Here is an 18687-nt window from a genome sequence, read left to right as displayed (position 1 = left end):
GAACAGCAACGGAAAAGGGGCGGCCCGCTGGGCCGCCCCTTTTATTGCGACGAACATCCCGTTCCCAAGATCAGGCTGCGATCAGTTTGCCGCCTTGTTCGCCGGCTTGTCGACCGCCGCCTTGTCGCCGGTTGTCGGGCCGCTCGCGGTCGACTTGATGCCGTGCAGCAGGTCGGCCGCCGTTTTCAGCGCCTTGTCGTCCTTGGCGTCCGGCGGCACGTAGGATTGCGAGCCGGTCTTCTCGTCACCGTCGTTTGTCTTCAGGTGGCCGCGCAGCGAGGCTTCGCCCTTGGTGTCGGTGCGCGCCTTCAGCTCGTCCGGCACGTCCTGCAGCACCTCGATATCGGGCACGATGCCCTTGGCCTGGATCGACTTGCCCGACGGCGTGTAATAGCGCGCGGTGGTCAGGCGCAGCGCGCCATTGCCGCTGCCGAGCGGGATGATGGTCTGCACCGAGCCCTTGCCGAACGACCGCGTGCCGACCAGCGTGGCGCGCTTGTGGTCCTGCAGCGCGCCGGCGACGATTTCGGAGGCCGAGGCCGAGCCGCCATTGACCAGCACGATGATCGGCTTGCCCTTGGTCAGGTCGCCCGCATGCGCCGCGCGGCGCTGGGTCTCCTCGGCGTTGCGGCCGCGGGTTGAGACGATCTCGCCGCGCTCAAGGAAGGTGTCGGAAACGGTGACCGCTTCCTCCAGCAGGCCGCCGGGATTGTTTCTGAGGTCGATGATGTAGCCCTTCAGCTTGTCGCCGAGCTGGTTCGAGAGATTGGTGATCTCGCGCTTGAGGCCCTCGGTGGTCTGTTCGTTGAAGGTGGTGATGCGGATATAGGCGATGTCGTCCTGTTCGACGCGGGCGCGCACCGAGCGGACGCGGATGTTGTCGCGCACCAGCGTGACTTCGATCGGATTGTCCTGGCCCTTGCGGATGATCTTGAGGCGGATCTTGGTGTTGACCGGCCCGCGCATCTTCTCGACGGCCTGATTGAGGGTCAGACCCTGCACGGCTTCGTCGTCGAGATTGGTGATGATGTCGTTGGCCATGATACCGGCCTTTGACGCCGGCGTGTCGTCGATTGGCGAGACGACCTTGATCAGGCCGTCTTCCATCGTGACCTCGATGCCGAGTCCGCCGAATTCACCGCGTGTCTGCACCTGCATGTCGCGAAAGCTCTTCGCGTCCATGTAGCTGGAATGCGGATCGAGGCCGGCCAGCATGCCCGAGATCGCAGATTCGACCAGCTTGGAGTCGTCCGGCTTCTCGACATAATCGCTGCGCACGCGCTCGAATACGTCGCCGAACAGATTGAGCTGGCGGTAGGTGTCGGAGGTCGCCGCACGCGCGCTCGATCCCATCAGTACGGAACGAGGCTGCGTGACGAAGAGCGTCAAAGCCGCACCGGTGGCGGCGCTGAGAAGAATTACAGAAGTCTTGCGCATCATCCGCGAACCTTTTCGCCTTCACTTGCGGCCCACCATGGGCCTGAGTCGATTGGAGTGCCGTCCTTACGGAACTCGACATAGAGCACCGGCTGGCTCGCGGTCGTCGCGAGAATGGATGCAACCTGGGACGTTGTCCCCATAGTCGCGACCGGCTCTCCCGTAAGTACAAACTGGCCGATGTTTACCGAAATGCGCTCCATCCCGGCGATCAGGACATGATACCCGCCCCCGGCATTGAGGATCAAGAGTTGTCCGTAGCTGCGGAAGGGCCCGGCGTAAACAACCCAGCCGTCACACGGTGTTGTGACCTGAGCCCCGGCCCGGGTTGCCAAAGAAATGCCTTTTTCGACGCCCCCTGCGCCATCGGAACTGCCAAAATCGCGAATCTTGCGGCCGTTGACCGGAAAGGCAAACAGCCCTTTGGCGGAGGCAAAGGCGATCGCGGGGCTTAACCGGGCGGGGTCCTTCAACGCCCCCAGATTGGGCTTGCCGCCTGGGGCCGGCGGAGCGCCCTGCAGGCTGGCGGTCGCGGCTGCCTTGGCGGCGCTCTTCAGATCCTGCTCCATTTTCGTGATCAGGCCTTGCAGGCCGTCGACCTGCTTGGACAGGCTGATGGCGCGCGCGCCTTCGGCCTCCATGTCCTTCTCGATCGCGCTTTGTTTGCGCTGCCGCTCGTCGACCAGCGCAGCCAGCCTGATCTGATCGTCCTTCAGCTTGTCGCGGTCCCGCGCCAGGATGTCGCGCTCGGTAGCAATGGTCTTGCGCAGGCTCACGAGCTCGCCGAGATCATTGGCGAGTTTCTCGGCACGGCCGCGCAGTTCGGGGACGACCGCGCCGAGCAGCATGGCGGTGCGCAGCGACTGCAGCGCATCCTCAGGCCGCACCAGCAGCGCCGGCGGCGTGCGCCGCCCGGCACGCTGCAAGGCCGCCAGCACCTCGACGATTTCAGCGCGGCGCGAATCGAGCGAAGCACGGATCTGCTGCTCGCGAGCATCGAGCGGACGCAGCCGTCCCTCGGTCTCGCCGATGCGGGTTTCGATGCCGCGCACCTGGGTCGCGATGTCGATCAGTTGCTGGTTGAGCTTGGAGCGGTCCTGCCCGATCGCGGCGATGTCGGCCTTCAGCTTCTGTTGCAGCTCGGCCGCCTTGCGCTGCTCCTCGCGCGCAGCCTCCAATTCCTGCTCGCGCTGCTTGAGGGCATCCGGCGAAACGGCGGTCGCTTGCTGCGCGGCTGGCGCGGGTTGCGCTACCGCCGGCAAAAGCGACGTCACGGCAAAGCTTGCGGACAGCAGGATCAGGGGAAGCGAGACGGCTGATATCAGCGGCGCGCCGCGACGTGCGGTGCCAGGATAGGAATGAATGTGCTGCGTTGAATGCATCCGGCCTATTCAGCGTTGTCTGTATTCACGTCACCGTGCCTTAAGCGCGATGATAGGGGTGACCGGCAAGAATGGTCGCGGCCCGATAAATCTGTTCAAGAAGCATGACGCGGACCATTTGATGCGGCCAGGTCGCCGAGCCGAACGCAATGCGTAGCTTAGCCTTGCGCTGCAAATCGGGCGAAAGTCCGTCCGCGCCTCCGATTGCGAAAATTGTGTTGGCGATACCTTCGTCCCGCCATTGGCCAAGCTGCCTGGCGAAGCTCGCGCTGTCGATGCTCTTGCCGTGCTCGTCGAGCGCCACCAGCACGGATTTCTCCGGTATTGCCGCCGCGATCACCGCGGCTTCCTCAGCGATCCGTGTCGCGGTATCGCGGGCGCGGCTTTCGGGAATTTCCTGGATCGAAAGGCCGCGAAAGCCGAGCTTGCGGCCGAGGTCCTCGAAGCGCTCGCGATAGCGCTCGGCCAATTCCTGCTCTGGCCCCTGCTTCAGCCGGCCGATTGAGACAACGACAAGACGCATGAATGGACAAGACGCATGAATGCTGTTTCTGGCGTGCACTTTCCGGCACGCGCGGTTTGCGCGCGAGCAAACAGACTACATGCGCCTCAGCCGATTCGCACGGCTGAGGAACTCAGATCGCCGCCGCCGCCGGGTTTTGCGCCCACAACCTTTCTAGATTGTAGAATTCGCGCACCTCGGGCCTGAATACGTGCAGGACCACATCGCCGGAATCGATCAGCACCCAGTCGCAATTGGGCAAGCCCTCGACATGGATGTTGCTGATGCCGTTTTCCTTCAGGGCTTTGGTGACGTTTTCCGCGATCGCGCCGACGTGCCGGTTGACCCGGCCGGTGGTGACGATCATGTAGTCGGAAAATGCAGATTTGCCGCGAAGGTCGATGGTGACCGTTTCTTCCGCCTTCATATCGTCGAGGCGGGAGAGGATCATATTCAGCGTCTTGTCGGCGTCGGGTTGCGCCTTCAAGGCCGCAGCTTGTGTCGATGTTTTACGCGCGGTCTTGGCAGACTTGCTGGGAACCTTGGGTAAAACAGACTTGGACTTGGACAATACAGATGTGGCCAGGGACCATTCCTTTCACTGTATCGCGAACGCCGAATCCCGGCGTCGCGGACCATATTAGGCATGTGGGGTTAACGGTTTCAATATTCCAGTGGCCCCACATGCCGGTACGAACCGGACTGTCACTTCTTTGCCTTCCAGCTTCCATCGGAGTTCCGGAGGCCGGTGGAAGACAGGTTCAGTTTCATGCCGGTCAGGAAGGCCCAGGCGGGAGCCTGCTGATCGGCTAGCCGGGCGGCTTGGTTTTCGGGCACCCGGAAGCGTGCCAGCGCCTGGGCGGCGGGCGCGGCGAGGGCCCGGAAACTCTGCGGCGGACGGTCGATCACGGCGATCGGCACCTCGGAGGCGATGCGCCGCCAGTCCTTCCAGCGATGGAACTGCGCGAGATTGTCGGCGCCCATGATCCAGACGAAACGCACGCCGGACACGCGGCGGCGCAAATGAATGATCGTGTCCACAGTGTATCTGGTGCCGATGACAGCTTCGAGACAGCTTACATCGATGCGCGGATCGGCGGCGACTTCGTGTGCGGCACGCGCGCGGTCGGCAAGATCCTGCAGGTGACCGGTGTCCTTGAGCGGATTGCCCGGCGTCAGCAGCCACCAGACGCGATCGAGCTTGAGGCGCTTCATCGCAAACAGGCTGATGGCGCGATGCGCAGCGTGCGGCGGATTGAACGAGCCGCCGAGCAGGCCGATGCGCATGCCGTTGGTGTGGAAGGGAATGGCTTGCGCGGCGGATTGCAATTGCATCAGCCGGGTCACGGCGTGCGCGAGGCTACATTCACGGCCGCGTCTGCCCGGTGCCGTGAACGCGATATTTGAAGCTCGTCAGTTGCTCGGCGCCGACCGGACCGCGGGCGTGGAATTTGCCGGTGGCGATCCCGATTTCCGCGCCGAAACCGAATTCCCCGCCATCGGCGAACTGCGTCGAGGCATTGTGCAGCACGATCGCGGAATCCACTTCGCTGAGGAATTTTTCCGCTGCCCTTGCGTCCTCGGCCACGATCGCATCGGTATGGCGCGAGCCGTGGTTCTGGATATGCGCGATGGCCGCGTCGACGCCGTCGACCACGCGCGCGGCGATGATCGCGTCGAGATACTCGGTGTCCCAGTCGTCCTCGGTCGCCGGCTTCACGCGCGCGTCGATCTTCTGCACGGCATCATCGCCGCGCACCTCGCAGCCCGATGCGATCAGCATCTCGACCAGCGGTTTCAGAGTAGTCGCGGCGCCGGCGCGATCGACCAGCAGGGTCTCGGCGGCGCCGCAGACGCCGGTGCGGCGCATCTTGGCGTTCAGCACGATCGACTTGGCCATCTCGAGATTGGCGGTGCGATCGACATAGACGTGGTTGACGCCTTCGAGATGCGCAAACACCGGCACGCGCGCTTCCGCCTCGACGCGCGCGACCAGGCTCTTGCCGCCGCGTGGCACGATCACGTCGATGCCGCCGTTCAATCCCGAGAGCATCAGCCCGACAGCGGCGCGGTCGCGCGTCGGCACCAGCGTGATTGCGGCTTCCGGCAGGTCCGCTTCGCGCAGGCCCTGCACCAGGCAGTCATGGATCGCGCGGCAGGAGCGAAAGCTGTCGGAGCCGCCGCGCAGGATCACCGCATTGCCGGACTTCAGGCACAGTACGCCGGCGTCGGCTGCGACATTGGGACGGCTCTCGAAGATCACGCCGATGACGCCAAGCGGCACCCGCACGCGCTCGATGGTCATGCCGTTCGGCCGTTGCCAGCTCTCGGTGACGGCGCCAACCGGATCGGGAATGGCGCGCACCGTGGCTACGCCATCGGCCATGGAATCGATCCGGGCAGGCGTCAGGGTCAGGCGGTCGATGAAGGCCGCGGTCGCGCCGCCTGCGCGCACTTCCGCGACGTCCTCGGCATTGGCGGCGAGAATCTTGGCTGCATTGGCGCGGATCGCCCGCTCAATCGCCTCCAGCGCCCGGTCCTTCTGCTCCGGCGGCGCCAGCGCCAGCACCCGCGCGGCGGTTCGTGCCCGGGCAGCGAGGTCGGTCATCAAAGCGGGCAAATCGGCGTTGCCATCGATTGCCTTCAGGGGGGCGGTCATCGCAGGTCTCGTCTTGAGTTAAGGTTATGTCCTAGCACGTAAATCCCGCTTTTGCGAGGTCCGGAACCGGCCTGGCCGAATCGCGGTACAGCTCGGCCAATGGCCTATTTGGCCGGAATGGCCCCGGCCGGCCCCACCACCAGATCGTCGCGATGGATCATTTCGGCCCGGCCGCTGATGCCCAAGATAGCCATTACATCCGGCGAGGAGCGGCCCTTGATCTTCTCGGCATCCTCGGCGTCGTAGGCGACGAGGCCGCGGCCGATCTCATGGGTGTCGGGGCCGCGCACCACGACCGCGTCGCCGCGGGCGAACTGGCCGTCGATCCGGATGACACCGGCCGGCAGCAGGCTTTTGCCTGCACGGAGTGCCGCGACAGCGCCGGCATCGATGGTCAGCGTGCCCCTGGGCTCCAGCGAGCCCGCAATCCAGCGCTTTCGCGCGGTGACAGGATTGGCTGGAGTCAGGAACCAGGTGCAGCGCCCACCATCGGCGATCGCCTGCAGCGGATGCTCGATCTTGCCGGAGGCGATCAGCATATGCGTGCCTGATGTCGTCGCGATCTTCGCCGCCTCGATCTTGGTGAACATGCCGCCGCGCGACAATTCGGATTCGGCCGCGCCCGCCATGCCCTCGATCTCCGAGGTGACGGACTCGACGATCGGAATAAGCTTCGCATTGGGATTGGCGCCCGGCGGCGCGTCGTAAAGGCCGTCGATGTCGGATAACAGGATCAAGAGATCGGCGCTCGCCATGGTGGCGACGCGTGCGGCGAGACGGTCATTGTCGCCATAGCGGATTTCGTTGGTGGCGACCGTGTCGTTCTCGTTGATTACGGGCACCGCACGCCATTCCAGTAGTTTTGCAATGGTCGAGCGGGCGTTGAGATAGCGGCGGCGCTCCTCGGTGTCCTGCAGTGTCACCAGGATCTGACCGGCGCCGATGCCGTGCGCCCCCAGCACTTCCGACCAGATCCGCGCCAATGCGATCTGTCCCACGGCCGCGGCGCCCTGGCTTTCCTCGAGCTTTAAGGGGCCACGCGGCAATTTCAAACGGCTGCGCCCGAGCGCGATCGACCCTGAGGAAACCACCAGGACATCGCGGCCTTCGCCGTGGAGCTTTGCGATGTCGGCCGCCAGCGCCGAGAGCCAGGCCGAACGCACCTCGCCCGCGTTGGAATCGATCAGGAGCGAGGAGCCGACCTTGACGACGATGCGGCGGAAGTTTTTGAGCGCGGGGCGTTTCATGGTGCGGTCGAATGGTGCCGATGATGGGAAGCAATACGCGCCAGTTCCCTGATTTGGAAGTGGCGCGACAGGGGCAAGCTTTAAGTTTGTCTCAGCCCTGCGGCGGCGTCACCGGCGCCCACGGGTCCTGGCCGCTCTTGGCCTTGAGCGAAACCGGGGCTTCGCCGATCACCTCGACCAACGCCGTGAGCGCTTCCTGCACCCCTTCGCCGGTGGCGGCGGAGAGCAACAGCGGCGTCTTCTTCGCGGCGCGTTTCAGCCGGTCTTTCTGCTTCTTCAATTCATCGGGCGCGACGGCATCGATCTTGTTCAGCGCGACGATCTCGATCTTCTCGGCCAGATGTCCCTCATAGGCCTCGAGTTCGGTTCGCACCGTCTTGTAGGCTTTGCCGGCATGTTCGCAGGTCGCATCGATCAGGTGCAGCAGCACGCGGCAGCGCTCGACATGGCCCAGGAAACGGTCACCAAGGCCGGCGCCTTCATGCGCGCCTTCGATCAATCCCGGAATGTCGGCGAGCACGAATTCGCGGCCCTGGGCGTTCACGACACCGAGCTGCGGATGCAGTGTGGTGAAGGGATAGTCGGCGATCTTCGGCTTGGCCGCGCTGACGACGGAGAGAAAGGTCGACTTGCCCGCATTAGGCAGCCCGACGAGGCCGGCGTCCGCAATCAGCTTCAGCCGCAGCCAGATCCAGCGCTCTTCGCCTTCCTGGCCCGGATTGGCATTGCGCGGCGCGCGATTGGTGGAGGATTTGAAATGCGCGTTGCCAAAGCCGCCATTGCCGCCTTCGGCAAGCACGAACTTTTCACCGAGCTCTGTGAAGTCGTGGATCAGCGTCTCGCGATCCTCGTCGAAGATCTGCGTGCCGACCGGCACTTTGAGCACGATCGATTTGCCGTTGGCGCCATGGCGGTCCTTGCCCATGCCATTGGTGCCCTTCTGTGCCTTGAAGTGCTGCTGGTAGCGATAATCGATCAGCGTGTTCAGCCCATCGACTGCCTCGACGATGACGTCGCCGCCGCGGCCGCCATTGCCGCCGGAGGGCCCACCGAACTCGATGAACTTCTCGCGGCGAAACGCCACGCAGCCGTTGCCGCCGTCGCCGGAGCGGATATAGACCTTTGCCTCGTCAAGGAATTTCATGATTTGTACTAGTTAGGGCAGGGGCCCCCGCGCGGCAACCCTCAAGGCGCGCAACATTGGCGAAAAGCCTTAATTTTCGGGCCTTTTTCGGAACCGAAGCCACGGCCTCCTATGAGGCCGGTCGCCGGCGAACCAGGAATTTCTGCATTCCTTCCAGCACAAGCTCCTTGCGCTGGTTGAACACCGTCGAGCGCAGCGTCACCACGCCTGTGGTGCGGCCGGGGACGAGTTCGATCACCTCGAGCGCCGGGTAAATGGTATCGCCGGCATAGACCGGTTTCAGGAACTTGCTCGATTGCTCGAGGAAGCCGACCAGCGATTCCTCGACGAGATAGGGAAACAAGCCTGCACCCGGCGCGGTGTGGACCAGGGTCTGGAAGCCGTGTGCGAGCAGGTCGGGCATGCCGCGGGCGCGGCAATATTCGACATCGTAGTGGATCGGATGGGTGTCGCCGCTGGCGGTCTGGAATGCGGCGAACACCGCCGAGGTCTGGGTCCTGCCCGGGATCACGAACCGCTCGCCAAGCACGAAGTCTTCGAACCAGCGCTGTTCGCTCACCATGCGATGCGTTGTCGGGTCGAAGCCGGTCATATCGGATTTCCTGTCGTTTTCTGAAGAGAATACCGGTATCGCGGCGCAGCGGCTGCGGCAATCGATCCGTCCAATTCGATATTTCCGGGCTTGTCCCGGACATCCACGTCATTACAAGTGCTGCGCAAAAGACGTGGATGGCCGGAACACGCTGGCCATGACGAAGAGCAAGAAGCAGGAAACGTCATGAGCCTGTTCGCCAAGATCTCCACCTATGACGAGCGTTCCGCGCGGCTGGCCGGCATCGGGCTGATGCTGCTGTCGATCTTCATGTTCTCGTTCGGCGATGCGCTCGGAAAATTCATGGTCGCGACCTACTCGGTCGGGCAGTTGCTGTGGCTGCGCGCCTGCGCGGCGCTTTTGGTGCTGTTGCCGGTGATCTGGAAGCAGCGCGCCGAGTTCTCGCGCCTGGAGCGGCCGTGGCTGCAATTGCTTCGCGTTACGCTGTCGACGCTGGAAGTCGCGGCATTCTTTCTCGCCACCGTCTATCTGCCGCTTGCCGACGTCATCACCTATTACCTGGCCTCGCCGATCTTCGTCACCGCGCTCTCCGGCATCGTGCTCGGCGAGCGGGTCGGCTGGCGGCGCTGGAGCGCGATCCTGGTTGGATTCTGCGGCGTCCTGATTGCGCTGCGCCCGTCCACGCAGACGGTAAGCTGGCCCGCGATGATCGCGCTCGGCGGCAGCCTGTCGTTTGCATTGCTGATGCTGATCACGCGCTCGCTGCGGGCGACGCCGGATATCGTCCTGACGACGTCGCAGTTCGGCGGCACGTTCCTGCTCGGCGCGCTGATGTCACCGATTGGCTGGGTCACGCCGACGCTTGGCAGTCTCGGCCTGTTTGCCGCGGCCGGAGTGACTTCCGTCGTCGCGCTGCTGTGCATCAACCGTTCGCTGAAACTGGCGCCGGCCAGCGTCGTGGTGCCGTATCAATATTCGATGATCGTCTGGGCCGTGATCTTCGGCTTCGTCGTGTTCGGCGACGTGCCGTCGATCTCGACGCTGATCGGCGCCGCCATCATCATCGGCGCCGGCTTCTATATCTTCCTGCGCGAGCAGAAGCTCGGGCGCGACGGGGCGGTGGTCAATCCGCCGGCGTGAAGCTTACCCTCCCCTGCAGGGGAGGGTACGAACTACCGTCCCCTTCGTGTCGAGCTCCCCCAGTTCTTCAACGAAGCCCACACGCCGCGCGTCAGGCGGAAGCGGTCGACCGGGGTGGAGGATCCCAGCGCCTCGAAGCGGTGCAACTCGACTCCGTACCACTGGAAGCCGCATTTCTCGAGGATGTTCCGCGATGCCGGGTTGGCAACGCGGGCGCCCGAAATAAGATGCTCGGCATCGAATTCCTCGAAGAAGAAATCGATCACGGCGCGCGCGGCTTCGGTGCCGAAACCCTGGCCCCAATGCGCCACACCGAGCCAGTAGCCAAGCTCCGGCATGTCCGGCTTGCTACGGTCGATGCCGACCATGCCGATCGGCGAATAATTGTGTTCGATCAGAAACACCGTCTCGCTGTTGTCGGCAGCCTTTGCGCGCACGAATTCGATCGCATGATTCTGCAGATAGGGGTGCGGCAGCCGGCGGGTATTCTCTGCAATGCGGCGATCATTGGCGAGGTGCGCAATCGCTTTTACGTCCGCGAGCGTCGGCCGGCGCAATGTCAGCCGTTCCGTCTCGAGGACGCAGCTACTCGGCTGACGCAAGGACGAGGTCTGGATCGGGATGTCCTGCAACATGTCGGGCTCCTGATTGCGAAAATGCGCAAAATGAAAAGGGGAGGCCGGTTTCCCGCCTCCCCTGGAGCCCATTTCGACTCCGCCGGTTCAACAGGATCCGGCGGACTCAAGTGTATCCACCGTCTACTCAGCCGCCTCCGTCATCGGGACTACCGATACGAAAGTGCGACCATTGGTTTTTGCACGGAACTCGACGTGACCTTCGACCTTGGCAAAGAGAGTATGGTCGGTGCCCATGCCGACATTAAGGCCGGGATGCCAAGTGGTGCCGCGCTGACGCGCGATAATGTTGCCGGGAATCACGTGTTCGCCGCCGAAGGCCTTGATGCCGAGGCGCTTGCCCTTTGAATCGCGACCGTTTCGCGATGAACCGCCTGCTTTTTTGTGAGCCATGGCCCGTCTCCGACTTCGCTATTATCTCTAGATCAATTCCTTGACGGAATCATTTCACTTTTATCGCGCTTCAACTTTTCGTCGAAGCGCATCACTTCTTGCCGCTCTAGGCCTATGCGGCTGATGCGGCGACCTTTTCCTTCTTCGGCCGCGGGCCGATCGAAGGTTTGGCGTTATCGGTCAGGATCTCGGTGACGCGGAGCACCGTGATCTCGTCGCGATAGCCGCGCTTGCGGCGCGAATTCTTGCGGCGACGCTTTTTGAACGCGATCACCTTGGGGCCGCGCTTGTGGTCCAGCACCTCGGCCGCAACGGAAGCGCCTGCCACCGTCGGGGTGCCCAGCACCGGCGTGTCACCGCCGACGACCAGGACTTCACCAAGCTGCACGATCGTGCCGACTTCGCCGGCGATCTTGCCTATCTCGAGCACATCATTCGGAACGACGCGGTACTGCCGGCCGCCGGTTTTGATGACTGCGAACATCGTTTTTTTTCCTTCGTGTTCGATCCCGGCCTCGGACGTATTCCCGAAAGGGCTGTCCGGGTCGGCTTTTTGGTCAGTCGTTGTGGGTACGATTTTCGCGCGGCCGGGGAGCAGGCCCCTCAGAATTCACGCAAAAACAAGCGGCGCGAGAAATCCCGCGCCGGATGCGGGGACTTATAGCCGCAGAACGCCGTGAGTCAAGGCGAAACGGCCGGAAAACCGGCCAAAAGTGAAGGATTTGGCCGGAAACGGCGAATAGCGAGTAGCGAATGGCGAATAGCGCCCCCAATTTGCCGCCCCCATTCGCCATTCGCCACCCGCCTCGTTTGAAACCAATGAGTTCCCCGCCCGTTGTCGCCAGCGAGATCCGGCAGGGCTTGGGCAATATGGCAGAAGACATCATCGCGACCACGGGCATCGCCCGGCACGGGGCCACCCGCTTGCCGTCGGTCGACGTTGACAGTTTCAACGTGGAACTGAAAGACGACGAGGGCTTTCTCGGCGATCGTGCCAGCAAAGGGGCTTTTCGCAAGATACTGGACGGCTTGCGCAAGCCGCTGAGGAAGAACGGCGACGATCCACTGGGCAAAAAATCGGCCGGCGAAATCGCCAAGGGCGACCTCGACGAGGCGCTGATCGGCGCCGATGTCACCGCCGCCGCGCTCGTGCACGGCGCGATCGAGGAATTTGCCCAGGAACTGGCGTATGTGACGCAGCGGTTTCTCAAGACCAAGGCATGGGAAGATACCGAGCGCATCGTGGTTGGCGGCGGTTTTCGGCAGAGCCGGGTCGGCGAACTCGCGATTGCCCGCACCGACATCATCCTCAAGGCGGAAGGGTTCGAGGTCGATCTGCTGCCGATCCGCTTTCATCCCGATGACGCCGGCTTGATCGGCACGCTACATCTGGCGCCGTCATGGATCTTCGAGGGCCACGACAGCATCCTCGCGGTCGACATCGGCGGCACCAACATCCGATGCGGTGTCGTAGAAACGCGTTGGAAGAAGGCGCCCGATCTATCCAAGGCCGACGTCTGGCAGTCCGAGCTGTGGCGGCATGCCGATGATGAGCCGACGCGCGAAGCCGCAGTCAAGCGGCTGGTGAAGATGCTGAAGGATCTGATCGCCACGGCGGAAAGCGACGGCCTGAAGCTGGCGCCGTTCATCGGCATCGCCTGTCCCGGCGTGATCGAGGAGGACGGCTCGATCGAAAAGGGCGCGCAGAACCTGCCCGGCAATTGGGAAAGCTCGAAGTTTAATCTGCCGGCAAGCCTGGTGGAAGCGATCCCGCAGATCGGCGAGCATGACACCGCCGTGCTGATGCATAATGACGGCGTGGTGCAGGGCCTTTCCGAAGTTCCCTTCATGCAGGATGTCGAGCGCTGGGGCGTATTGACCATCGGTACCGGCCTTGGCAACGCCCGCTTCACCAACCGGCGCAAGGACAATGGCAAGGACGAGAAGAAGGCGAGGAAAGCCAAAGATTAGCACTTGGATTAACCTTTGGCGCGGGTAGTAAGGTTGACTGGTTAGGTTAAAACCCACTTCGCGTTGCTGTTTCCGCGGCCGTTGCTACCGTCGGCCGTGTCGCTCCGGCTGGCCGGCGAAGCCGCACTTCCCGGCCAGAATTTCAAAGCAGCGGCACGGGACCGCCGGTTTTTGTCGCGTCTGGCGGTCCCACCCATTTTTTTCCCGAAATCCCTTTTTCCTGAAATCCCTCGGGTTCGCCGTTTGGGGGCGAATTTCTCCGCGCTTGCGCCTTGTCTGCCCCGGCTTCCTCGCCTAGAACACGCCCCGACCGCGGGGCCGAATCCGCCCCCTTGGCGCCTGGAGAGGTGGCAGAGTGGTTGAATGCACCGCACTCGAAATGCGGCATAGGTGCAAGCCTATCGGGGGTTCGAATCCCTCCCTCTCCGCCAGTGGCGCCGTGTGTCCGGCGCCTTCGTAGATCGAAAGAAGGCTGGCCGCGCATCTCGGGAAAAGCAATGCCGCTCAATGCGCGCATGCATGACAGCCATCTTGGCCGACACGATAGGGCTGTGTCGCGCCAGTATCCACGTTGGCTCATCGTGTCGATCCTGAACTTGATCTTGCGCCCGTTGGCGCCGGCGGCCTAGGGTTGCTAGCGACAAGCTTCATGCTGCTACCCTTCTCGACGACGCTCTGCTTGTTGCCCATTTTGCCAGGCTGCGCCACAGGCTGGAGGAAGATGAAGCACGCGCACTCCAATATCGGATATTTCCTCGTTCTCGTGCTCGGCCTGGTTGCGTTGCTTCCGCGCACAATGCAAGCTGTCGAGTATCCTGTGCGACCGGTGCGCCTGCTCGTCGGCCTAGCGGCCGGTGGCGGCACGGACGCGGTCGCGCGGATCGTGGCAGACAAGCTGTCGGAGCAACTCGCTCAGCGATTCGTCGTCGAAAATCGAACCGGCATGGGTGGAAATCTGGCGAACGAAGCGGTTATCAATTCGGCGCCGGACGGCTACACGCTTTTGTTCACTGGCTCGAACAGCACCATCAGCATGTCAGCCTACAAGAGGCTTCCGTTCAACTTTCAGCGTGATACGACGCCCGTCGCCGGCATTATGCGCTTCCCCAATATGATGGTGGTGCCACCATCGCTGACTGTGACGACGGTCCAGGAGTTCATAGACTACGCCAAGGCAAATCCCGGTAAATTGTCGATGGCCTCCTCGGGATACGGTACCTCGGTACATTTGTCCGGCGAGTTGTTCAAGGCAATGACTAAGATCGACATGGTCCATGTACCTTACCGAGGCGCAGCAGCCGCCTATCCGGACCTGATGACGGGCAAAGTGCATGTGTTGTTCGATAACATCACGGGAGTAATCGAAGCCGTGCGGTCGGGCAGGTTGCGCGGGCTCGGGGTGACCACACCGACGCGTTGGCCGTCGCTGCCGGACATTCCCGCAATAGCCGAGACCGTTCCTGGGTTCGAAGCTAGCATCTGGTACGGCATATTCGCGCCGAAAGGCACGCCGCCCGAGATCATCGACGTGCTTAACAAGGCGGTCAACGCCGCACTGGCAGATCCTGGTGTGCTGGCGCGGTTCGAAGCGCTTCAAGGCCTGCCAATGCCGATGAGCTCGCGAGAGTTCGGCGAATTTGTCAGCGACGACGTGGAGAGGTGGCGCAAAGCCGTCGAGTTTGCCGGAGTGTCCATCGAGTAGAATCTGACTACCACCTCGACAGATCACTTGCCGAGCAGGGCGAGCAAGCTACGGGCGGAAATCAAATCGCGCATGTTCGCGCCTTCCATAAACCAACCACAGATCGGCGCAAGCAGCGCATGCGCGCGGTCCTTATCTCCTTTTTTCCGCCATAGCTCTCCCAAGCTTGTTGCAGTTCGCAATTGCCAGAGCATTGCCCCCTGGGATGTCGCCATCCCAAGGCTGGCCTGCAGCAATGTCAGTTTCTCGTCCTCGTCGCGCGCGCTGAAGAGTGCCCGTAGGCGGGTAATTTCCGCGGCACACCATTCCTCTCCGGTATTTTCGACGAGCTGGGACGCCCGATCGAGCAAAGCCGCAGCGCCGGCACGATCGCCGACCTGGCCTCGCAACTCTGCTGCGGAGGTCATGAAGAACGGCAGCATCGCCCAGTGCTTTGTATTGTCGAAATGTTCGATCGTCGCCTGCATCGTATCGAGAAGGGAGGGATCGCGATTGGCGTGAAATTGTCCCCAGCAGTGGAGAATGATGCCATCGCGTGCGCCCTTGAACGTTTCGTATTCCGACGTGATCTTGAAAATTCGATCGGCAAGATCGCGTACGCCTTCGTCGTCCCTTTGCATGATGCGTTGCACGCACGCGCGCCGCAGTCCGAGAATTAAGCTGACCTGGTGATTCAGCATCTCGGCATGCTCTACCCCTTCGGCGCTCATGGCCGCACCCGAATCTGGATAGCCCATCGCAGTGAGACAGATTCCGAGAATGGTGCAGACAGAGACCTTTGGATCGCGTGTTGTTAGCGCCGCCTCCGGCCCGTCGCGTGTAGCGTCGTACATGTCGAGGAACGATCTCAGGTCGTCGTTCGCCATTGCAAATCGACCCGAAAGCAAATGCGCGAATCCGCTCGAACGCTTGGCGATCAGTCGAGCCTGCCGACTGCCCGCTCTGTGGCCGGCTTCGAGCAACTCCTCGGAGTACCGAAGTATTGCATCGAAAGCTGAATGCGTGAAATGGAAATTGACCAGCCCGTCGTGTACGCGAATCATCTCATTGGTATCATCGAGCTCGAGACAGAGTCGGAGCGCGTACTCGAATGTCGTGCGGACCTCCTCGCTGCCTGAGCCTTCGTGATCGATCAGTGCGCGTCCGAGCGCGACTTGTATCGGGAGTTCGCGACGGCGCCTGTCGATCGAATCGGGCAGGAGCTCAAGCTGACGCAGAGCGTTGCGGAGATGACTCACCATCTCTGCGAGGGCAAAACGCCCAGTGGCCTGATCCGCCGCCTTCAGATAGTGTGTCACAGCCTTGTCGGGCATGCCGGCTTCGGCGAAATGCCAGGCCGTTAGCTGCGGGTGCGCCGCTTCGAGATTGGCAGGATCCTTCTCGAGAACCTCTGCAAGCTTCCGATGAATGGCAGAGCGTCGCTCACGCAAAAGCGATGCGTAAGCGGCTTCCTGCACCAGGGCGTGCTTGAAGACGTAGACGGCCTCGGGCGGTTGCCCGTGTGGAATAATCAGTTGGGCCTCCACCAATTCCCTCAGCGAGTCCTCAATTTGGACAGAGGGCTTGCCGGAAATCGTTTGAAGCATATCAAAGGAAAATTCCCGCCCGACGACGGAGCCGGTCTGGGCGATCTCCTTTCCAACTGGAAGCCGGTCAAGCCGACTCATGAGAGAAGCATGCAGCGATGTCGGCACGGTGCCAAAGGTGAACTGCCCATCCGCCGAATTATCCAAATTGTCTTTCTGTTCCTGGTCTCTTTCCAGCACCAACCTGGTCAGCTCCTCGATGAAAAGTGGCACGCCGTCCGAGTTGGTCACGATGCGATCGACGACCTCTTGAGGCAGGTGCTGGTTGCCGGCAACTTCCTTGACAAGCGCGGCCGCCAGCCGACGATTGAGCGCGTTCAGCAGGCGAACCGTGACGTGCGGGCGTGACGACCACACTGGATGAAGGTCCACGCGACGCGATGTGATGACGAGCAGTATCGGGGCATGCTCGGCCAGCTCTACCAACCGCACCAACAAATCGAGCGTCGTGGGGTCGGCCCAATGCAGGTCCTCGAAGATCAACGCGATCGGCGACTGTCGGGCCAGACTTTCAAATTGGCGGAGTATCGCGGCGAATGTCATTTCTTTCTTTGTCGGCGGGGGTACGACGGTAGTCGGCTGCCCTCCAATATCGGGAATCGAGAGCAGGTCAGCGAAGTGCATGATGTCTTCGGGCGAGGCATCAGCAGCCAGAGAGCGCTTGAGCTTGTCGCGCTTCGTCTCGGGAGAGTCGGCGCGCTGAAAGTTTGCGACGCGCTTTAGCTGGCGGATAATCGGATATAGCGGTGTGTGCTGGTGCAGCGGCGAGCAGGAAAGCCGAAAACTGAGGTGTTCGGCCTCGCGGACCATCTGCTCCAGCGAGGTGGCCAGGCGCGACTTTCCTATTCCGGGGTCGCCGCAGATGAATACGACCCGTCCTTCACCACTATTGACCTGTTCCCATCGTCGCCGAAGTAACTCGACTTCTTCGTCACGGCCGACCAGTCGAAGCTGCCACGGATGTAGCGCCTCGAAGCGACTGTCAATCGAGCTTTGGCCTAGCACGAGCCAAGCGGGCTCTCCAGGCGGCCGGCCTTTCAGCATTCCTGCATTGAACTGTTGGTACTCGAACAAGCCACCGGCGAGACGCTTGGTTGACTCGGAAATGAGAACTGTGCCGGGTTCTGCAGCCGACTGGAGGCGGGCCGCGAGATTGGGAGTATCGCCGATTGCCGCTGCCTCCCGCGACGCGCCGGTGCCGATAAGATCGCCGATAACGACTAGACCACTGGCGATTCCAACCCGTGCACTCAAAGTACCGGCAGGGCCGGCCGCGCTGGGCAGACCGCCAATCGCGCTGACGACTGCAAGTCCCGCGCTGATCGCGCGCTCCGCGTCGGCCTCGTGCGCGTGGGGATAACCGAAATATGCAAGAACGCCATCGCCCATATAGCGAGCGACAAAGCCGTCGAACTGCTTGATCGCGCCTGTAACGGCATTGTTGAAAGCGGCAATGACGTGCCTCAGATCCTCGGGATCCAGCCGCCTGCCCAATAGCGTCGACCCGACCAGATCGACAAACATGATAGTTATATGACGTCGCTCCAGGCCAATATCGGGCGAGGCGACCACCGGCAGCTCGGACGCTACGTCCGCCGAGGCAGTGCCGCAATTGCCACAGAATCGCTTGTCGGGCGCGTTTTCCGAACCGCAAATCCGGCACTGCCAAGGCAGCGGCGCTCCACACTCCCCGCAGAATTTCTTACCTTCCTCGGCGGAAGCCCTACAGCGTACGCAGATCATGCGAGTCCCCACGGGCAAGCCAGTGACAGGTTGTATCCCGCTGGGGCAGCACCAGCAAGCCACACGCGCTGGCGATGGCTGACAATCGGACAATCACCTGCTCGGTCAGGCAAACTTGCCCAGATCAAAAAAAGGGCGCCAGCCCCGCCCCGGGGCAACACAACCATGCCGTCATCGTTTGCGATTTCGGTTGGCGGCCGCCGGGCCTTCGATTAACATGTCGTGAGCACGCGAGTTGATTGGGGTAACGCGAGTTGATGGGTTTTTATCAATTTTTGTCGGGAGGCTCTGATGTGTTTTGTTCCGGTCGAGGGGAAGGACGAGACCTATAGGCACGTGCATTCGAGGTTCATCGTCACGATACCGTCCGACCCAAAGATGATTGCAGCTCTTGCGGAATGCCTCGGAATTGCGCCGAAGCAGTTCGCCGCTTTTGGGCGCGGCAAGATCCTGATTGTGAATGACCAAGGCCGCAGCGCCGCAAAGAAGAAGAAGAAGAAGTAACACAGCGCTGTGCCCGTTGGTGCCATGCAAGCCGCGCAACTTGCTCCAGACACTAAACGAACATCGGTCCTGCGGCGACTGCCGCCATT

Annotated in this window: 17 protein-coding genes and 1 tRNA gene; 5 read left to right on the top strand and 13 right to left on the bottom strand. The window is 62.2% G+C overall.

The features are described from left to right. Nucleotides 1–81: 81 nt before the first annotated feature. From HCN50_RS30310 to HCN50_RS30270, 9 genes are all read right to left on the bottom strand, one after another. Nucleotides 82–1440 carry a S41 family peptidase gene (locus tag HCN50_RS30310; protein ID WP_171713543.1) on the bottom strand — a complete coding sequence of 453 codons (1359 nt, stop codon included), beginning with the start codon at nucleotides 1438–1440 and terminating at the stop codon, nucleotides 82–84. Further along, entirely contained in the window at nucleotides 1437–2819 is a 1383-nt protein-coding gene (locus tag HCN50_RS30305) for a murein hydrolase activator EnvC family protein (protein ID WP_171713542.1), read from the bottom strand. The genes HCN50_RS30310 and HCN50_RS30305 overlap by 4 nt, the downstream gene beginning before the upstream one ends. Nucleotides 2820–2859: 40 nt before the next feature. Beyond that, nucleotides 2860–3342: a 23S rRNA (pseudouridine(1915)-N(3))-methyltransferase RlmH gene (gene rlmH / locus HCN50_RS30300; protein ID WP_171713541.1), complete on the bottom strand. Its 483-nt coding sequence runs from the start codon at nucleotides 3340–3342 to the stop codon at nucleotides 2860–2862. Nucleotides 3343–3454: 112 nt separating this feature from the next. Continuing rightward, nucleotides 3455–3808 carry a ribosome silencing factor gene (rsfS, locus tag HCN50_RS30295; protein ID WP_171713636.1) on the bottom strand — a complete coding sequence of 118 codons (354 nt, stop codon included), beginning with the start codon at nucleotides 3806–3808 and terminating at the stop codon, nucleotides 3455–3457. 218 nt (nucleotides 3809–4026) lie between these two features. Further along, nucleotides 4027–4656, bottom strand: a complete 630-nt coding sequence (locus HCN50_RS30290; protein ID WP_171713540.1) for a nicotinate-nucleotide adenylyltransferase — start codon at nucleotides 4654–4656, stop codon at nucleotides 4027–4029. Between the two features lie 31 nt (nucleotides 4657–4687). After that, on the bottom strand, nucleotides 4688–5980 hold the full coding sequence (locus HCN50_RS30285; protein WP_171713539.1) for a glutamate-5-semialdehyde dehydrogenase: 1293 nt from the start codon (nucleotides 5978–5980) through the stop codon (nucleotides 4688–4690). Between the two features lie 104 nt (nucleotides 5981–6084). After that, nucleotides 6085–7227, bottom strand: coding sequence for a glutamate 5-kinase (gene proB, locus HCN50_RS30280; RefSeq protein ID WP_171713538.1), 1143 nt, complete (start codon nucleotides 7225–7227; stop codon nucleotides 6085–6087). Between the two features lie 91 nt (nucleotides 7228–7318). Next, entirely contained in the window at nucleotides 7319–8371 is a 1053-nt protein-coding gene (gene obgE, locus HCN50_RS30275; RefSeq protein WP_171713537.1) for a GTPase ObgE, read from the bottom strand. Between the two features lie 109 nt (nucleotides 8372–8480). Next, on the bottom strand, nucleotides 8481–8963 hold the full coding sequence (locus HCN50_RS30270) for a MaoC family dehydratase (RefSeq protein WP_171713536.1): 483 nt from the start codon (nucleotides 8961–8963) through the stop codon (nucleotides 8481–8483). A gap of 186 nt (nucleotides 8964–9149) precedes the next feature. On the opposite strand from HCN50_RS30270, the gene HCN50_RS30265 reads away from it, so the two are divergent. Continuing rightward, nucleotides 9150–10064 carry a DMT family transporter gene (locus tag HCN50_RS30265; protein WP_171713535.1) on the top strand — a complete coding sequence of 305 codons (915 nt, stop codon included), beginning with the start codon at nucleotides 9150–9152 and terminating at the stop codon, nucleotides 10062–10064. 32 nt (nucleotides 10065–10096) lie between these two features. Here the strand turns inward: HCN50_RS30265 and HCN50_RS30260 are convergent, their stop codons facing one another. The 3 genes from HCN50_RS30260 to rplU form a co-directional block, all read right to left on the bottom strand. Further along, the gene (locus HCN50_RS30260) at nucleotides 10097–10699 is read right to left on the bottom strand and encodes a GNAT family N-acetyltransferase (RefSeq protein WP_171713534.1); all 603 of its coding nucleotides are present in this window, start codon (nucleotides 10697–10699) and stop codon (nucleotides 10097–10099) included. A 123-nt stretch (nucleotides 10700–10822) separates the two neighbouring features. Further along, entirely contained in the window at nucleotides 10823–11092 is a 270-nt protein-coding gene (gene rpmA / locus HCN50_RS30255) for a 50S ribosomal protein L27 (protein WP_171713533.1), read from the bottom strand. A 112-nt stretch (nucleotides 11093–11204) separates the two neighbouring features. Further along, nucleotides 11205–11576, bottom strand: a complete 372-nt coding sequence (rplU, locus tag HCN50_RS30250) for a 50S ribosomal protein L21 (RefSeq protein ID WP_171713532.1) — start codon at nucleotides 11574–11576, stop codon at nucleotides 11205–11207. Nucleotides 11577–11962: 386 nt separating this feature from the next. On the opposite strand from rplU, the gene HCN50_RS30245 reads away from it, so the two are divergent. From HCN50_RS30245 to HCN50_RS30235, 3 genes are all read left to right on the top strand, one after another. Continuing rightward, nucleotides 11963–13063, top strand: a complete 1101-nt coding sequence (locus HCN50_RS30245; protein WP_171713635.1) for an ROK family protein — start codon at nucleotides 11963–11965, stop codon at nucleotides 13061–13063. 341 nt (nucleotides 13064–13404) lie between these two features. After that, nucleotides 13405–13494: transfer RNA gene (locus HCN50_RS30240), tRNA-Ser, on the top strand. A gap of 290 nt (nucleotides 13495–13784) precedes the next feature. Then, a complete protein-coding gene (locus tag HCN50_RS30235) occupies nucleotides 13785–14765 on the top strand; it encodes a Bug family tripartite tricarboxylate transporter substrate binding protein (RefSeq protein WP_171713634.1) in 981 nt (326 codons plus the stop codon). Between the two features lie 23 nt (nucleotides 14766–14788). Here the strand turns inward: HCN50_RS30235 and HCN50_RS30230 are convergent, their stop codons facing one another. Then, a complete protein-coding gene (locus tag HCN50_RS30230) occupies nucleotides 14789–18094 on the bottom strand; it encodes an adenylate/guanylate cyclase domain-containing protein (protein ID WP_171713531.1) in 3306 nt (1101 codons plus the stop codon). A gap of 291 nt (nucleotides 18095–18385) precedes the next feature. Here HCN50_RS30230 and HCN50_RS30225 point away from each other — a divergent pair, with 291 nt between their 5' ends. Further along, nucleotides 18386–18598 carry a hypothetical protein gene (locus HCN50_RS30225; protein ID WP_171713530.1) on the top strand — a complete coding sequence of 71 codons (213 nt, stop codon included), beginning with the start codon at nucleotides 18386–18388 and terminating at the stop codon, nucleotides 18596–18598. The last annotated feature ends 89 nt before the right edge of the window (nucleotides 18599–18687 follow it).

Source organism: Bradyrhizobium archetypum (assembly GCF_013114835.1).
In the GTDB taxonomy this organism is placed as follows: domain Bacteria; phylum Pseudomonadota; class Alphaproteobacteria; order Rhizobiales; family Xanthobacteraceae; genus Bradyrhizobium; species Bradyrhizobium archetypum.
This window is presented reverse-complemented; position numbering and strand designations above follow the sequence as displayed.

What these genes read in the sequence shown, in the direction of transcription:
- HCN50_RS30235 (WP_171713634.1), top strand. Translation starts at nt 13,785, where the DNA reads ATGAAGCACGCGCACTCCAATATCGGATATTTCCTCGTTCTCGTGCTC.
- HCN50_RS30225 (WP_171713530.1), top strand. Translation starts at nt 18,386, where the DNA reads ATGTGTTTTGTTCCGGTCGAGGGGAAGGACGAGACCTATAGGCACGTG.
- HCN50_RS30285 (WP_171713539.1), bottom strand. Translation starts at nt 5,980, where the DNA reads ATGACCGCCCCCCTGAAGGCAATCGATGGCAACGCCGATTTGCCCGCT.
- HCN50_RS30260 (WP_171713534.1), bottom strand. Translation starts at nt 10,699, where the DNA reads ATGTTGCAGGACATCCCGATCCAGACCTCGTCCTTGCGTCAGCCGAGT.
- rplU (WP_171713532.1), bottom strand. Translation starts at nt 11,576, where the DNA reads ATGTTCGCAGTCATCAAAACCGGCGGCCGGCAGTACCGCGTCGTTCCG.
- HCN50_RS30245 (WP_171713635.1), top strand. Translation starts at nt 11,963, where the DNA reads ATGGCAGAAGACATCATCGCGACCACGGGCATCGCCCGGCACGGGGCC.
- HCN50_RS30265 (WP_171713535.1), top strand. Translation starts at nt 9,150, where the DNA reads ATGAGCCTGTTCGCCAAGATCTCCACCTATGACGAGCGTTCCGCGCGG.
- HCN50_RS30290 (WP_171713540.1), bottom strand. Translation starts at nt 4,656, where the DNA reads ATGCAATTGCAATCCGCCGCGCAAGCCATTCCCTTCCACACCAACGGC.
- proB (WP_171713538.1), bottom strand. Translation starts at nt 7,227, where the DNA reads ATGAAACGCCCCGCGCTCAAAAACTTCCGCCGCATCGTCGTCAAGGTC.
- HCN50_RS30305 (WP_171713542.1), bottom strand. Translation starts at nt 2,819, where the DNA reads ATGCATTCAACGCAGCACATTCATTCCTATCCTGGCACCGCACGTCGC.
- HCN50_RS30230 (WP_171713531.1), bottom strand. Translation starts at nt 18,094, where the DNA reads ATGATCTGCGTACGCTGTAGGGCTTCCGCCGAGGAAGGTAAGAAATTC.
- HCN50_RS30310 (WP_171713543.1), bottom strand. Translation starts at nt 1,440, where the DNA reads ATGATGCGCAAGACTTCTGTAATTCTTCTCAGCGCCGCCACCGGTGCG.
- rlmH (WP_171713541.1), bottom strand. Translation starts at nt 3,342, where the DNA reads ATGCGTCTTGTCGTTGTCTCAATCGGCCGGCTGAAGCAGGGGCCAGAG.
- obgE (WP_171713537.1), bottom strand. Translation starts at nt 8,371, where the DNA reads ATGAAATTCCTTGACGAGGCAAAGGTCTATATCCGCTCCGGCGACGGC.
- HCN50_RS30270 (WP_171713536.1), bottom strand. Translation starts at nt 8,963, where the DNA reads ATGACCGGCTTCGACCCGACAACGCATCGCATGGTGAGCGAACAGCGC.
- rpmA (WP_171713533.1), bottom strand. Translation starts at nt 11,092, where the DNA reads ATGGCTCACAAAAAAGCAGGCGGTTCATCGCGAAACGGTCGCGATTCA.